We start from the raw sequence: 12,790 nt of genomic DNA on the forward strand, positions 1-12,790 counted from the left end.
AGTCAGCCCCTCGCCCCCGCGAGCGCCGCCACCGGCGAGTCGGCCACGCCCAGGCGGCGCGCCGTCTCCAGCAGCTCGCCGAGCGCCGACGACTGCGGGCCGCCGTCCTGGATGAGCTTCATGAGCAGGGCGGAGACGGTGAGGTTCTTGAGGTCCTCGGTGCGCACGCCGCCGACCACGTTCGCGATGTCGGCCGCCAGGCTGGCCTCACCGTTGACGTACGGCCGGACGATGGCTCCGGCGAGCTGCGAGTGGTCGATGAACCCGTCCACGACCTTGCCCGCGGTGATCGAGCCGACCACCCGGTCGAAGAACATCGTGTCGCCGCCGACGATGTCGATGTTCGCCTTGGAGAGCCCGGCGGCCAGCACGCTCGCCTGCGACTCGGCCACCTGCCGCGACACGTCGATGTGCTTGAGGCGGATCTCCTTGTCGGCCTCCAGGCGCAGGCGGTACTCCTCGTGCCCCCTGCTGGCATCGTCCAGCGCCGCCAGCGCGGCGGCCTTCTCGGTGAGGCCCTCGGCCTCGGCCTTCAGTTTCTCGCCCACCGCGGCCGCGGCGGCCAGCGCCATCGCCTGCTCGCCCTCGGCCTGCGCCTTGAGCCGCGCGCCCTCGACCACGGCCATGGCCTTGGCGCCGTCGGCCTCGGCGGACAGCCTCTCCTTCAGCGCCACGGCCTCGGCGCGGCCGACCTTCTCGATGGCCTCGGCGTCGCGCTCCTTGACCTGGACCTGCGCCAGGCCGGCGGCGGCGGACTCGGCCTGGACACCCTCGGCGAGCCGGATCTTGGCCCGGGTGTCCAGCTCGGCGGCCTGCTGCCGGGCCTCGGCGAGCACGAGCTCCTCACGGGCCTTGAACTTGGACGCGGCCTCGGCGGCCTCGGCCGCCTTGATGTCCTTGACCAGGTTCTCCTGGGCCTCGGCCTCGGCGGCGATGATGACCTGCTGGCGCGTGCGCTCGGCCTCCTCGACCACGCGCAGCCGCTTGATGGCCTCCTCCTGCTCGGCCACGGTCTTGTCGACCACGATGCGCTCGCGGATGACCTCGGCGATCGCCCGCTTCTCGGTCTCGACCTCCTTGTCCTTGGCGATGCGCGACAGCTCGGTCTCCCGCTCGCGGGAGATGACCTCGAGGACGCGGTCCTTCTCGATGCGCTCGGACTCGATGGCGATCACGCGCTCGCGGTTCTTCACGGCGACTGCGATCTCGCGGTCCTTGTTCTCGTGCTGCACGCCGAGCTGCTCGTCGGTCTTGATGTGGGCGGCCTGGGCACGCAGGCGCTCCTCGGCCGCCACGCGGGCGATCTCCGCCTCCTCGCGGGACTTGACGGTCTCGATCTCGCGCCTCTGCTTCATCTCGGCGTCGGCCTGGCGGCGCTGCAGTTCGAGGATGGCCTCGCGGGCGTCCACGTTCTGGCGGGTGATCTCCTTCTCCTCGTGGCGCTGGAACTCGTTGGTGCGCACGTGCTCGATCGCCGTCAGCTCGGTGATCTTGCGGATGCCCTGCGCGTCGAGGATGTTGTTCTTGTCGAGCTGGTGGAGCCCGGTCTGCTCCAGGTAGTCGATGGCGGCGTCTTCCAGGCTGTAGCCGTTCAGGTCGGTGCCGATGAGCCGGACGATCTCGTCGCGGAACTCGTCCCGCTTGGTGTAGAGGTCCACGAAGTCGAGCTGCTTGCCGGCGGTCTTGAGCGCCTCGGAGAACTTGGCGTTGAACAGCGCCTGCAGCGTGGTCTCGTCACTGGCCCTGGCGGTGCCGATGGCCTGGGCGACCTTGATGACGTCCTCGGCGGTCTTGTTCACGCGGACGAAGAACGTGATCTTGATGTCAGCCCTGATGTTGTCCTGGCAGATCAGGCCTTCGCGGCCGGTCCGCTCGATCTCAATCGTCTTCACCGAGATGTCCATGATCTCGGCCTTGTGGACGACCGGCAGGACCACGGCTCCGGTGAACGTCACATCGACCTTGTTCACCTTGGACACGATCAGTGCCTTGCCCTGTTCGACCTTGCGGAAAAGGCGTCCGACGACGAGGAGGAGGCCGATCACGATGATCAGGACGACGGCGAGGAAAACGCCGAAGCCGGTTGAGATGACTTCCATCAGAGCTCTCTTTCGTAGGGCATGACCCAGAAGAATTCGCCGTTTGCGTCGTATTCGAAGATGAGTGCTTTGTCGCCGCGCGCGAGGCGGTCCTGTCCGGTGGTGCGTACCTGCACGACCGCGGACGAGCCGTCGGCGGCGGTGACCTCGGCCTGGCCGAAGTCGTGGGTGGCCGTGCCGGTGCGGATGACGCACATCTGGCCGACGAACTCGCCGCGGGAGGCCGTGTTCCCCTCGGGGAACAGCCTGCGTAGCGGCACCAGCAGACCACGCGTGACCAGCCAGGCTCCGCCCGCGGCGGCGAAGGGAACGACGATCAGCGGCCCGCCGCTCACGAGCTGGCTGCCGATCAGGCTCAGCAGCCAGGCGAGGGCGATCAGCAGTGAGAGCGTGATGCCGGCTGGGACTCCCCCGAACCCCAGCCAGGGCGCGTCGTCGTCCAGCTCGAAGAGGCCGGTGACGACTACCAGCCAATAACCGACGACCACCACGAGAAGGAAACTGAATAAGACAGTCGGAAAACTCAACGCGGTGTGTATGAACTCGGCCATCACGCCTCGGTGTGCCCCATCCCCCGTGTAGATGTCCAGACGGACTATATCCAGATAAAGCGCGAGTAAAGGAGAAAGTTCCCGAAACGGGTCTGCGTGTTGGATCAGTTGACCTCAACCATGGTTGAGGTAGCAGGCTTGGCGGCATGAACGAAGTGATGAGGGCGGCGGCGTTCGCCGAGCCCGGTGGTCCCGAAGTGCTGAAGGTGATGGAGTTGCCCGCGCCCGAGGCGGGCCCGGGGCAGGTGCGCGTACGGGTGCGGGCGGCCGGCGTGCAGCCGTTCGACGCGGCCGTACGGACGGGGTGGCTGCCGCCGTACCTGCCCGAGATCGATTACCCGCGGATCCCGGGCAACGAGTTCGCGGGCGTGGTGGATCAGGCGGGCGAGGGAGTGACCGGGGTGTCCGTGGGGGACGAGGTGCTGGGGTTCTCGGCGCTGTTCTCCTACGCCGAGTACATCGTGGTCCCGGGGACGGACGTGGCGCCCAAGCCCGCAAATGTGCCGTGGGAGGTGGCAGGCGGGCTGACCTCGGGGGTGCAGACCGCTGAGCTGGCACTCGACGGGCTCGGCGTCAAGGAGGGCGAGACGCTGCTCGTGCACGGCGCTGCCGGGTCCGTGGGCACGGCGGCGGTGCAGATCGCCAGGATGCGGGGGGTCACGGTGATCGGCACCGCCCGCGAGGCGAACCATGACTACCTGCGCCGGCTCGGCGCGATCCCGGTCGTCTACGGGGAGGGGCTGGCCGACCGGATTCGCGCGCTCGCGCCCGGCGGGGTGGACGCCGCCCTGGACGGAGCCGGGGGCCACGCGCTGGAGGTCTCCCTGGAGCTGGTCCCCGACCGTGGGCGAATCGTCACGCTGGTCGAGCACGGCAAGGCGGACGAGCTGGGGGTGAAGCGCGTCCAGGGCGTGCGTACGGCCGAGCGGCTCGGGCGCTACGCCAGGCTGATCGCCGAGGGCCGGTTCACGTTCCCGGTGCGGCGGACGTACGGGCTGGAGGAGGCCGCGGACGCGCACCGGGAGATCGAGACCGGGCACGGCGCAGGCAAGATCGTTCTTCAGATCCGCTGACGTACGGCCTCGGCCACGGCGAGGCCGATCTCGTTGAGCTCGTGCTCGCCGTCCTCCACCTCCCACAGCGCGTTCTGCAGCACCCGGCCCAGCGTCCAGCGGGCCGCCCGCCGCGGGTCGAGGCCGAGCCCGTCGACCATCACGTCGAAGCGGCGCAGCACCGCCCGGGTCACGTCGCCGGTCGCGACCACGTCGTCCCACCGGTTCCACAGGGCGGGACACAGCTCGAACCCCGGGTCGCCGGCCAGCGGCTTGGGGTCGATGGACAGCCACGGCTCCCGGTCGCCCGCGAGCACGTTGTCGTAGTGCAGGTCCCAGTGCAGCAGCCGGTCGCCGGGCTCGGAGACGAGCTCGGCGACCGCGTCCGCGCACCACCGCAGCCAGTGGCGGTCGTGCTCGCGCGGCAACTTCGTGACGGCCTCGTCCACGTCGTCCAGCATGGCTCGCGCGATGTCGCCGAGGTGGCGCATGCCCTCGGGTGCGGGGTGGGCGACGAGCCGGGCGAGCAGCTCGGTCAGGATCTCCAACGCCTCGATGTCGTCCGGCATCGCCGACAGGGGACGGTCGGCGTGCAGCCGTTCCAGCAGCAGGGTGCCGGTCTCGGGGGCGTGGTCGAGCAGCAGCACGGACGCGTTCCCGTCCCACGCGCGCAGCCCCGTCGCCTCGCCGACGGTCTCGTCGGTGACCGGCTGCAGCTTGAGCGCGGCCCCCGTGCCGTCCGCGCGGAGCACGGGCAGCACCAGGGACGCCACGCCGTGCCCCGGCTCACCGTCGAGCCGCAGCTCCCATTCCTCGAGGTACCGCTCGGCCAGCGGCGGCAGCCCTGCCGACCAGGCGCGCCCGGCCTCCCCTTCGTACTTGACGAGCGACTCGGTCAACGCCTCCGGCACCGTGATCCGCATGCCCCCAGTCTCCCCGGGGGTGACGACGATTGTGCTCGTCCAGCCGCCGGGTCTGCGCTCAGTAATGCCAGGGGAAGGGCGTCCAGTCGGGAGCGCGCTTCTCCAGGAACGAGTCGCGCCCCTCGGCCGCCTCGTCCGTCATGTACGCCAGCCGCGTCGCCTCGCCCGCGAACACCTGCTGCCCGACCAGCCCGTCGTCGATCATGTTGAAGGCGAACTTCAGCATCCGCTGTGCCGTCGGCGACTTGCCGTTGATCTTGCGGGCCCACTCCAGGGCCGTGACCTCCAGCTCCGCGTGCGGCACCACGGCGTTGACCATGCCCATGCGGTGCGCGTCGGCCGCCGTGTAGGTGTCGCCGAGGAAGAAGATCTCGCGGGCGAACTTCTGCCCGACCTGCCGCGCCAGGTAGGCCGAGCCGAAGCCGCCGTCGAAGCTGGCCACGTCGGCGTCGGTCTGCTTGAAGCGGGCGTGCTCCGCGCTGGCCAGGGTGAGATCGGCCACGACGTGCAGGCTGTGGCCGCCGCCCGCGGCCCAGCCGGGCACCACGCAGATCACGACCTTGGGCATGAAGCGGATCAGGCGCTGCACCTCCAGGATGTGCAGCCGTCCGGTGGAGGCCGAGCCGTCGGCGTACTGGTAGCCGTCCTTGCCCCTGATGCGCTGGTCGCCGCCCGAGCAGAAGGCCCACCCGCCGTCCTTGGGGGAGGGGCCGTTGCCGGTGAGCAGCACGCAGCCGACGTCCGTGGTCTGCCGGGCGTGGTCAAGCGCTCGGTAGAGCTCGTCGACGGTCTGAGGGCGGAAGGCGTTGCGCACTTCGGGGCGGTTGAAGGCGATCCGCACCGTGCCCTGGTCCAGCGCTCGGTGGTAGGTGATGTCGGTGAAGTCGAATCCCTCGACCGCCTGCCACGCCTTGGGATCGAACAGCTCGGAGACCATGCGACCGAGCCTAATGGATCTGTCCCTTCGGGCCACTCGGCCCACTCCTGTTGGACCTCGGTGACGCGCAGGCCGGGGCGCACTGCCCATCCGCAGGCCGTTCACGCCGGCGGCGGCGGGTGCTCTATGTCACCTCCGCCCGCAGCTCCGCGAGCAGCTCGCCTTGGTCGGCGAGCATGTCGGTGAGGATGCGGCGGGCCGCGCCGAGCAGATCGGCCAGCTCCGGCGTGGCCAGCGTGTAGACCACCGTGCTGCCCTCGCGGATCGCGCTCACGATCCCCGCCCTGCGCAGGACCGCAAGCTGCTGCGAAAGGCTCGACGGCTCGATGTCGATCTGGGCCAGCAGGTCCCTGACAGGAAGTGGCCCCTGCTGAAGAAGTTCCAACACTCTGATGCGAGCGGGGTGGCCGAGCGTCCGGAAGAAGTCAGCCTTGGCCTGATAGACCTCCACGTGCATACAGCCCAGACTAATCTAGTTGAGTTGCATAATTCTTCAAGTCGTAACGTTGTTGGATAGCATGACAGCGGGGACTAGGGAGTAGCCATGGGCCGAGGAAGAGCCAAGGCGAAGCAGACGAAGGTCGCTCGCCAGCTGAAGTACACCAACCACAACATCGACTACGACCGGCTTCGCAAGGAGCTGGGCGCGGACGAGCGGAGCGAGGAGGGCTACCCGATTACGGCGTCCGAGCAGGAGTCCGAGCGCGCGCAATGACGCGGGTCGGGTTCGCGGGGCCGAACGTCACGTTCTTCAGCCGCCTGGCCTCCGGCGCCTGATCGGGCGCCGAGAGCTCCAAGCGGTGCAGCACCTCGCGGATGATGACCCGCATCTCCAGAAGCGCCGGTTGCGCGCCGACGCAGAAGCGCCGGCCGCCGCCGAACGGCATCCAGGCCCGGCTCTGGTGACCGTCCAGGAATCGTTCCGGACGGAACTCATCAGGAGCGGTGAACGCCGCGGGATCGCGGTGCACCAGCGGGATGTACGGCCCGGCGACCCAGCCGGCCGGGATCTCGTGCTCGCCGAGCCTGAGCGGGGCGCCGAACAGGCGCGGCGCCTCATAGACGACGGGCCGGACGCGTAGCACCTCCTTGACCACCGCGTCGAGGCAGGGCTCGTCGTCCGGCAGCCGTTCGACGGCGTGCGCAGCTTCGCTGGTCACGCAAGCACCGCTCTCCGCCCCAGGCTCGCCGCTCCGCGGGGCAGGCGCGGGAGCCGCTCGAAGGCCCAGGCCAGGCCGGTCCCGGGGTCTCATGCCCGGCGGTTCGCCGCCCTTTGGCAGCTCACCGCGTGGTGTGACGGATGATGGCCGCGGCCAGCTCCTCGTACGCCTGGGGCGGCAACATGTGCCCCATCCCCTCGATCATCAGCAGCTCCGCGCCCGGGATCCGGTCGGCGATGATCGCGCTGTGGCCGGGCTTGGCGGGCTCGTGCGTACCCTCGATGACCAGCGTCGGCGCCTTGATCCTGTCCAGCACGCCCTCCGGCTCGAAGCCGGGGCACGCCGCGTGCGCCAGACGGTGATTGACCAGGGCCGAGAGGTCGCGGGCCCGCTCCAGGACCCGCTCCTGCAGGCGCCGCTCAGCGTCCTCGTCGAACGGCAACGCCGTGCCGTGCAGCACGCGCGCCTCCTCGATCATGCGCTCCACCTGCTCACGCCGGTCGGCCGGCGGCGGCGCGGCGATCACCTTCTGGAAGTGCGCCACGAACTCCGGCCTGGGTGGCGGCAGGCTGCCCTCCGGCTGCGGCTGCCCGGTGAGCGCTCGCATGATCACCGCGCCCTCGTGCCCGCCCAGCGGCGAAGAGCCGATCACGGTGAGCGTGCGCACCCGTTCCGGGTGCTCGACGGCGATCAGCTGGCCGAGCAGGCCGCCGGCCGAGTGGCAGACGAGGTGCGCGCTGTCCAGCCCGTACGCGTCCATCACGCGCAGCACGTCGTCCTTGATGTCGTGCCACGTGTACGGCTGCTTCTCGAAGTCGAAGGTGGCCGATCTGCCGGTGTCGCGGTGGTCGTACCTGATGACCCGCCGGCCCGCGGCGACCAGCCGCCCGACGAACTCGTCCGGCCACAGGATCCCCTGCGTCATCGACCCCATCACCAGCAGGATCGGCGGGTGCGTGACGTCCCCGAACTCCTCGGTCCAGAGCTCCACGCCGTCAATGTCGATCATGTTCGTTTGCATGACTCAAGAGTGCCTGGGACGGCTACGGATGCCTTCCGTAGGACTACTGGCGTTCAGAGCAGCCGCGCCAGTTCAGTACGGGAGGTGATGCCGAGCTTGGGATAGATCTTGTAGAGGTGGTACTCGACGGTCCGCGGGCTGAGGAACAACCGTGCTGCCACCTCCTTGCTGGACGCCCCCTCGGCCACCAGCCGGGCGATCCGCAGTTCCTGCGGGGTCAGCGCCGCCTGCGCGTCGCTCTCGGGCCTGGCCTGGGCCTCACCCGCCGCCCGCAACTCGCCGTGCGCTCGCTTGGCCCACGGCCTGGCCCCCAGCCGCTCGAATGTCTCCAGCGCCGCGCGCAAATGGTGACGCGCCTGGCCGGGCTGCTGCGCGCGGCGCAGGCGCTCGCCGTACAGCAGCGCTGTGCGCGCCCGCTCGAACGGCTCGCCGTGCCGCCGCAACGCGTCCTCGAACGGCTCGGTGCCGCCGTCGGCGAGCAGGGCGCGGCAGCGGGCGAGCAGGGCCTGGGACTCGTCCGTGGTGGCGTGCGCCGCCCACCGCTCGTAAGCGCCCACCGCCTCCCTGGCGGCCTCGTGCTCGCCCGCCGCCACGGCCGCCTCCACCCGGTCGGGCGTGGATCGCCAGACCACCGTCGGGTGCCCGGCGCCGGGACCGGCCGCGGCGATGGAGGCGAACCTCGCGTGCGCCGCCGCATACCGCCCCATGCCCAGATCGAGCATCGCCAGCGCGTACGCCGCCACGCCCGCGCGCAGGCCGATGCGGTGCGGGATCGCGATGGCCAGCGCCTCCTCGGCCTGGCGGCGGCAGTGCTCCTCCTCGCCCCGCAGGGCCGACACCACGGCCAGGTTCGCCAGGTGCGCGGCGACCGAATTGCGGTATCCGGCCTCGCGCGCCAGCTCCAGCCCCTCTTCCGCGATGGCGGCGCTCTCGGCCAGCCTGCCCTTGATCCGCTCAGCCGTCGAGACGAACTCCAGCACGACGGGCAACTGCCCCACCATTCCTGAGACCCTGGCGGCTCGCCCGGCCCGCTCGGCGAGCTCCGCGGACACGTCGGCCTCCCCGAGGTAACTGGCCGCCGCCGTCGCCCACAGCAGGTCCGCCGCCCCGGTCAGCTCGCCGGCCCGGGCCAGCGCCCCGCGCAGCAACTCGCCCCCGGTGCCGTCCTCCAGCATGGCCCCGATCCCGGCCACCACGTCCCGCAGGAAGCCGGGCGGATGCGCCCTGGCCCGCCGCCCCAGTTCCACAATGGCCGCCACGTCCCCCACGTAGCTCGCCGCTTCTGACGCGTCGGCCAGCATCTCGATGCTTCCGCCCGCCGCCAGGATCCGCACCGCCTCCGCCGCGTCCCCAGAGGTCAACTCGAACCGGCCCCGCAACTGCGCGATCTCCTCCAGCAACCCAGCCCTCCTGCCGGTCCGGACGACCCCGGTTCCGGTGACGTCGGCAGGTGCCTGGGGTGGGATGGTCTCGGCGAGTTCGCGGGCTGCGGCGAGGTGGCTCTGGGCCAGGCCGGGGCGGCCGCCCAGCCAGGCTGCGGTGGCGGCGTCCTTCAGACGTTCCGCTCTGTGGAGCGGGTCAGGGGTGAGCTCGGCCGCTCTGGCGAGGGCCGTCGCGGCGTCGCCGTACCCGCCCCTGGCCCTCGCCCGCACAGCGGAGGCCGCCAGCGCCGCGGCCACCGTCTCGTCCCTGCCGACCGTGGCGGCGGCCAGGTGCAGGGCGCGCCTGTCGTCGTCCACCAGCTCGGCCAGGGCGGCGTGCGCGGCGCGGACCTGTACGGAGGTGGCGGCGGCGTGCACGGCCGACCTGACCAGCGGATGCCGGAACCGGATCACCCCACCCGACACCGTCACCAGCCCGGCGACCTCCACCTCGTGCAGCACCGCCTCGGTCCCCGGTCCGGGCGGCGTGCTCTCGTGCGTTCCCAGGTCGGCTGCTGGTGTGCTCGGCGGTCCGACGTCGGGTCCACGACCGGTGTCGGTGGCGTCCGGCCAGGTGGTGACCAGGCGGGGGGCGGCGCGGAGGACCAGGGCGAGGTCGCTCTCCAGGGAGGCGAGCAGGAGGAGCAGGCGGGCGCCCGCGGACAGCCGGGCCACCTGCTCGCCGAACAACTGCTCGCCGCCCGGCAGCGGATCGGGCAGCGGCGCACGTCCGGCGAGCTGGTCCGGGGACAGCGACGCGGCGGTCTCGCGAAGCACGAGCGGGTTGCCCCCGGTCAGGGCCGTCAACTGCGTCCTGACCTCCGGAGCGACGGTGACGGCGGCGTCGAGGAGCAGGGCGGCGCTCGTCTCGTCCAGGCCGCCGACCCGCAGCTCGGGCACGCCCTTCAGCACGGTGTCCCCGCGTACGGCCAGGAGCATCGCGATGCCCTCGGTCCGCAGTCGCCTGGCCGCGAACAGCAGCGCGTCCACGGAGGCCCGGTCGAACCATTGCACGTCGTCGACCACGCACAGCAGCCCGCTCGGCGTCGCCGCCTCGGCCAGCAGCGACAGGACGCCCGCCGACACCAGGAAACGGTCCGGTCCGTGCGCGGCGGCGGCCAGGCCGAGCGCTCCGGCCAGTGCGTCCCGCTGCGGCCCCGGGAGCGCGTCCAGCAAGCCGATCACCGGATGGAGCAGCTGGTGCAGGGCGGCGAAGGCCAGATCGGACTCCGCCTCGATCCCGCCCGCCCGCAACACCCGCATCGTCCCCGCCCGAGACCCGCCCGGCGACGCGGCATCGCGGGCTGCGAGGGAGGCGGCGAAGTCCAGGAGGGTCGACTTGCCCACGCCGGCCTCGCCGCGCAGCGCCAGGGCGCGGCCCTCGCCGGTGCGGGCCGAGGTGATCAGGGCTTCGATCGCGGAGGTCTCCGCGGCTCTGCCGTACAGCACGAAAGGGACTGTATAGCGGAACGGGCGACGTTCCGGACAGGGGCCGGGGGGGACGGCCGCGGGACAGCTCCGCGACCAGGGCTGTACGTGGCTCGCGCGAATACAGGAATGCGGGCGGCGGCTCGGGGCAGTTCCCGGGGGCGAGGTGATCGACAGATGCGTGTGGGAATCCTGGGTTCTGGAAGGCTCGGCGCGCCGCTCGGACGCCTGCTCGCGGTCGCCGGGCACGACGTGTTCTTCAGCGACACCGACCCCGCCCGAGCGGCGGCCGCCGCCGCGGAGGCCGGCGGGCAGGCCAGGGACGGCTCGCCGATCGAGGCCGTGCGGTTCGGCGAGGTGGTCGTCATGGCGGTGTGGTGGGAGGCGTTCCCCTCAGTGGCGGAGGAAGTGGGCGAGGCGCTCAGGGGAAAGATCGTCATCGATCCGAGCAACCCGATCACCGATCGCGACGGCACCGCGACGTCGGTGGCCGTTCCCGACGGGCTCACCAGCGCGCAGTACCAGCAGCACGTGCTGGGCCCGGACGTACGGCTGGTGCGCACGTTCAACACGAAGTACCCCAACGAGCTGCTGGAGCTCGGCACGGCCGGCCAGCGCGGCGGGACGCGGGCCGACATGCCCTGCTGGGGTGACGACGACGAGGCCAAGAAGGCCGTGATGCCGCTGATCGACGCCGCCGGGTTCACCGCCATCGACGGCGGCGGGCTCTCCGAGGCCCTGTGATCACGTGGCGCAGGAGTCGTGCGTGGCGTCGAAGCCCTTGATCGACTCCGTGTCGTCCGCGCGCAGCGGCTTCAGGCCCTTCCAATCGTCGCCGATCACGAGCACCAGCCGGTTCGTCGTCGCGGCCGGAACCTGCCGCGAAGCCGCGCCGAGGAGGTCATCGGCCAGCGTCGGCACGCGGGTCTCGCCGTTCGGCCCATAGAGGATCGTGGTCTTGGCCTGCGGCTTGCGGGCCGTGTCCCCGATCCTCGTGATGTGGTAGCCGCGCTGCTCCAGGAACGCCGCCACCTGGCTGCCCAGCCCGCCGCGCCAGGTGCCGTTGCGCAGCTCGATCTGGATCTTGGAGCGGCCCACCTTTGCCTGGCCGCCCTTGACGCCCTCGACGCTCTGGTCCTTGGCCACGATCTGGAACAGCCGGCCGGCCTGCGGCTGCACCCACTCGACGCGGCCGGGCTGGGTGAGCGAATAGTGCCACGGGGTGGTGATGAAGCGGATCTTGCCGACGTTCAGCCCCTGGAGGCTGGTGGCCAGGTCCTTCATGACGCCCACGGACAGGCCGCGGTCGGTGGTCACGGCCTTGGTGCCGGCCTCCAGAAGGGCCCAGAGCCTGGCCGGGTCGGAGAGCGTCGCGCCGCTCATCGCCTTCTTGACCATCGAGGCGATGAACATCTGCTGCCGCTGGATGCGCCCGATGTCGGAGCCGTCGCCCAGGCTGTAGCGGGCGCGTACGTAGCCGAGCGCCTGCTCCCCGTTGAGCATCTGCCGCCCGGCGGGCAGATGCAGCAGCGCCTTCTTGTCGTTCACCGGCTGCGGCAGGCAGACCTCCACGCCGCCCACGGCATCCACCATGCTCTTGAAGCCGGTGAAGTCGACCTTGATGAAGTGGTCGATATGGACGCGGGTCAGCGACTCGATCGTCTTCCAGGTGCACGCGATGCCGCCGGAGTTGAACGACTCGTTGATCATGCCGAGGTGGGGCCGCTGCCCGGGCAGGCCGCCGGTGGCGCGGCAGGCGGGCAGCTGAACCAGGGAGTCGCGCGGGAAGCTGATGACCATCGCGTTGTCGCGGTTGGACGACACGTGCACCAGCATGATCGTGTCGGTGCGCTCGCCCGCGACGCGGCCGTACCTGGCGTTCTTGCCGTTGCGCTGGTCCGAGCCGACGACCAGGATGTTCATCGCGGTGCCGGCGACCTTGGGCGGGCGGGTGGCGCCGAGGTCGTCGTCGGTGACGTCGACGTGTTTGACGTTGCCCATCAGCTTGGCGTAGACGCCTGCCACAATGCCCGCGATCAGGAGGACGACGGTCACTGTGACCGCGATCGCCCAGCGCAGCCAGCGGCGCCGCCGTCGTGGCGGCGTGCCGGAACCGGAAGGCGGCGCGTCGACAAGCCCGCTGCTCACATGACTCCCAAGGGACGGGGCCGAAGGGGCCGCCGCCCCTGGCCAAGAGC

The 12,790-nt window shown here is 71.1% G+C and carries 12 protein-coding genes; 3 read left to right on the plus strand and 9 right to left on the minus strand.

The window, feature by feature from the left end; all coding sequences use genetic code 11:
• Nucleotides 1-2: 2 nt before the first annotated feature.
• Both ACIBX3_RS50265 and ACIBX3_RS50270 read right to left on the minus strand, forming a co-directional pair.
• Nucleotides 3-2,099: a flotillin family protein gene (locus ACIBX3_RS50265; protein ID WP_397127842.1), complete on the minus strand. Its 2,097-nt coding sequence runs from the start codon at nt 2,097-2,099 to the stop codon at nt 3-5.
• Nucleotides 2,099-2,650 (minus strand): hypothetical protein, encoded by a 552-nt coding sequence (locus tag ACIBX3_RS50270; RefSeq protein ID WP_397127897.1) that lies wholly within the window; start codon nt 2,648-2,650, stop codon nt 2,099-2,101. Before ACIBX3_RS50270 ends, ACIBX3_RS50265 begins: the two co-directional genes overlap by 1 nt.
• A 158-nt stretch (nt 2,651-2,808) precedes the next feature.
• Between ACIBX3_RS50270 and ACIBX3_RS50275 the strand changes: the two genes are divergently transcribed.
• On the plus strand, nt 2,809-3,723 hold the full coding sequence (locus ACIBX3_RS50275; RefSeq protein WP_397127898.1) for an NADP-dependent oxidoreductase: 915 nt from the start codon (nt 2,809-2,811) through the stop codon (nt 3,721-3,723).
• Here ACIBX3_RS50275 and ACIBX3_RS50280 read toward each other — a convergent pair.
• The 3 genes from ACIBX3_RS50280 to ACIBX3_RS50290 all read right to left on the minus strand — a co-directional run bounded on the left by ACIBX3_RS50280 (nt 3,711) and on the right by ACIBX3_RS50290 (nt 6,019).
• Nucleotides 3,711-4,625, minus strand: coding sequence for an aminoglycoside phosphotransferase family protein (locus ACIBX3_RS50280; RefSeq protein WP_397127843.1), 915 nt, complete (start codon nt 4,623-4,625; stop codon nt 3,711-3,713). The genes ACIBX3_RS50275 and ACIBX3_RS50280 overlap by 13 nt on opposite strands.
• A 58-nt stretch (nt 4,626-4,683) precedes the next feature.
• Nucleotides 4,684-5,562 carry a 1,4-dihydroxy-2-naphthoyl-CoA synthase gene (locus ACIBX3_RS50285; protein ID WP_397127844.1) on the minus strand — a complete coding sequence of 293 codons (879 nt, stop codon included), beginning with the start codon at nt 5,560-5,562 and terminating at the stop codon, nt 4,684-4,686.
• Between the two features lie 124 nt (nt 5,563-5,686).
• Entirely contained in the window at nt 5,687-6,019 is a 333-nt protein-coding gene (locus tag ACIBX3_RS50290) for an ArsR/SmtB family transcription factor (RefSeq protein WP_397127845.1), read from the minus strand.
• Between the two features lie 87 nt (nt 6,020-6,106).
• Between ACIBX3_RS50290 and ACIBX3_RS50295 the strand changes: the two genes are divergently transcribed.
• The gene (locus ACIBX3_RS50295) at nt 6,107-6,277 is read left to right on the plus strand and encodes a DUF3073 domain-containing protein (RefSeq protein ID WP_397127846.1); all 171 of its coding nucleotides are present in this window, start codon (nt 6,107-6,109) and stop codon (nt 6,275-6,277) included.
• On the opposite strand, the gene ACIBX3_RS50300 is transcribed toward ACIBX3_RS50295, so the two are convergent.
• The 3 genes from ACIBX3_RS50300 to ACIBX3_RS50310 all read right to left on the minus strand — a co-directional run bounded on the left by ACIBX3_RS50300 (nt 6,240) and on the right by ACIBX3_RS50310 (nt 10,613).
• Nucleotides 6,240-6,722, minus strand: a complete 483-nt coding sequence (locus ACIBX3_RS50300) for a cytochrome P450 (protein WP_397127848.1) — start codon at nt 6,720-6,722, stop codon at nt 6,240-6,242. The two genes, ACIBX3_RS50295 and ACIBX3_RS50300, sit on opposite strands and share 38 nt — an antisense overlap.
• Before the next feature lie 121 nt (nt 6,723-6,843).
• Nucleotides 6,844-7,731, minus strand: coding sequence for an alpha/beta hydrolase (locus tag ACIBX3_RS50305; protein WP_397127849.1), 888 nt, complete (start codon nt 7,729-7,731; stop codon nt 6,844-6,846).
• 65 nt (nt 7,732-7,796) lie between these two features.
• Complete coding sequence (locus ACIBX3_RS50310; protein WP_397127850.1) at nt 7,797-10,613, minus strand: LuxR C-terminal-related transcriptional regulator; 2,817 nt, start codon at nt 10,611-10,613, stop codon at nt 7,797-7,799.
• 156 nt (nt 10,614-10,769) lie between these two features.
• Here ACIBX3_RS50310 and ACIBX3_RS50315 point away from each other — a divergent pair, with 156 nt between their 5' ends.
• Nucleotides 10,770-11,336, plus strand: coding sequence for an NADPH-dependent F420 reductase (locus ACIBX3_RS50315; protein WP_397127851.1), 567 nt, complete (start codon nt 10,770-10,772; stop codon nt 11,334-11,336).
• Here ACIBX3_RS50315 and ACIBX3_RS50320 read toward each other — a convergent pair whose 3' ends face one another.
• On the minus strand, nt 11,337-12,740 hold the full coding sequence (locus ACIBX3_RS50320) for an LCP family protein (protein ID WP_397127852.1): 1,404 nt from the start codon (nt 12,738-12,740) through the stop codon (nt 11,337-11,339). It abuts the gene before it with no gap.
• Between the last annotated feature and the right edge of the window lie 50 nt (nt 12,741-12,790).

This window comes from Nonomuraea sp. NPDC049480 (assembly GCF_044465905.1).
GTDB lineage: Bacteria > Actinomycetota > Actinomycetes > Streptosporangiales > Streptosporangiaceae > Nonomuraea.